The organism is Mesorhizobium sp., assembly GCF_005063415.1.
Lineage (GTDB): Bacteria > Pseudomonadota > Alphaproteobacteria > Rhizobiales > Rhizobiaceae > Mesorhizobium.
Genome location: NZ_SUEG01000298.1, coordinates 1 through 2,272 on the forward strand (window position 1 = coordinate 1; position 2,272 = coordinate 2,272).

At 63.8% G+C, this 2,272-nt stretch carries 1 protein-coding gene; it reads left to right on the forward strand.

Features of this window, described 5'->3' with window-relative positions; genetic code table 11:
• Positions 1 to 2,272 (forward strand): NAD-glutamate dehydrogenase domain-containing protein (locus tag E5W70_RS31970; protein ID WP_292665300.1); only part of this gene is annotated, 2,272 nt, incomplete at both ends.

The following is a 2,272-nucleotide window of genomic DNA, read 5'->3' on the forward strand; positions in this document are numbered from 1 at the left end:
GTGATCACCGTCGTCAACGACAACATGCCGTTCCTTTTCGATTCCGTCCTCGGCGAGATTACAGAAAGCGCCGGCGAGCCGCTGCTGGTTACCCACCCGGTCATAGTCGTCAGGCACGGCAAGAACGGCGTCGAGGAAATCCTCGGCGATGGCGGTTATGCCAAGGGCGACCACAGCCATGACCGGCTGAGCGTCATCCATGTCCATATCGGCCGCCTTTCGGCCGAGCAGGCCGAAGGCTTGGCCGCACGCCTGACGAAGCTGCTCGGCCAGGTGCGCGCCGCCGTCACCGACTGGAAGCCGATGCTCGCCCGCCTCGACCAGGCGATCTCGGAATTCCGCTACTCGCCGGTGCCGCTCGACAAGGCCCATGTCACCGAGGCGATCGCCTTCCTCGAATGGCTGCGCGACGACAATTTCACCTTTCTCGGCATGCGCGAATTCAACTACACCGGCGGCGAGACGAGCGGCATGCTCGAGCGCGCCGAAAAGCCCGGCCTCGGCATCCTTTCCGATCCCGACGTGCTGGTGCTCAGGCGCGGCACCGAAGCGGTGAGCACTACGCCGGAAATCCGCGCCTTCCTGCACGGGCCGGAACCCCTGATCGTCACCAAGGCCAACGCCAAGTCATCGGTGCACCGCCGCATCTACCTCGACTACATCGGCATCAAGACCTACACCGGCAAAGGCGTGCTTTCAGGCGAGCTCCGCATCGTCGGCCTGTTCACCTCGACTGCCTATACGCGCTCGGTGATGAAAATCCCTTATCTGCGCTCGAAGGCGGAAACCGTCATTGCCAAATCCGGCTTCAATCCAAGCGACCATTCCGGCAAAGCTTTGATCAACGTGCTGGAGAGCTATCCGCGCGACGAGCTGTTCCAGGTTCCGGTGCCGATCCTGCGCAAGCATGCCGAAGCCATCCTGGGCTTGATCGAGCGGCCGCGCGTCAGGGCATTGGTGCGTGTCGACCAGTTCGACCGCTTCGTCTCCGTGCTCGTCTTCGTGCCGCGCGACCGCTACGACAGCGTCGTGCGCGAGAAGATCGGCACCTATCTGAAGACCGTCTTCGAAGGCCGGCTGTCGGCCTATTATCCGGCCTTCCCGGAAGGCGGGCTGGCGCGCGTCCATTTCATCATCGGCCGCTCCGGCGGCAAGACGCCGAAGGTCGAGCAGGCGACGATCGAGGCGGCGATCCGCGACATCGTACGGACCTGGGACGATGCACTGCGCGAGACCGCGACCGAGACCGGCGCCGATGCGAGACTCACGGCCATCGCCTCGCGTTTTTCGGAAAGTTATCGCGACAGTTTTCCGCCGGGCGTGGCGCTGGCCGACGCCGGGCGCATCGCCAGGCTCGATGCGTCAAATCCGATCGCCATCGACTATTACCGTCACGCCGAACAGAAGCCGCATCAGGCGGCGCTGAAGATCTATCACCATGGCAGCCCGGTGGCGCTGTCGCGGCGCGTGCCCGTGCTGGAAAACATCGGTTTCCGCGTCATCAGCGAGCGCACTTTCGAGGTCGGCGACAATCAATCCGGCATGATCAATGGTGATCAGCCCGGCATGGTCTTCATCCACGACATGGAACTCGAGAACAGCTACGGCAGGCCGATCGACCTCGGCAATGGCGGCGCGCTGTTCGAGGATGCGTTCCTTTCCGTCTGGCGCGGCGATGTCGACAATGACGGCTATAACGGCCTTGCCCAGACCGCCGGCCTGTGGTCGGGCGAGATCACCGTCCTGCGCGCCTATGGCCGCTATCTGCAGCAGGCCGGTATCCCGCAGAGCCAGGATTTCATCGCCGCCGCACTCAACCGTTATCCCGAGATCGCCCGCGGCCTGCATGCGCTGTTCGTCGCCCGCCTCGGCCCGACGGCTGAAACGGAAGGCGTCGTCCAGGCCAAACATCTGAGGGCCAAGATCACGGATGCGCTGGAAGACGTTCCCAACATTGACGACGACACCATCATCCGCCGTTATCTGAACCTGATCGAAGCCTCGCTGCGCACCAATCATTTCGTTGCCGATACGAAAGAGAAGCGCCAATCGCTGGCGATCAAGCTCGATTCGCAATCGGTCGACGGGCTGCCGGCGCCGCGGCCATGGCGGGAGATCTTCGTCTACGGCTCCGAGGTCGAGGGTGTGCATCTGCGCTTCGGCCCGGTCGCGCGCGGCGGCCTGCGCTGGTCGGACCGTGCGCAGGACTATCGCACCGAGGTGCTCGGCCTGGTCAAGGCACAGCAGGTCAAGAATGCGGTGATCGTGCCGG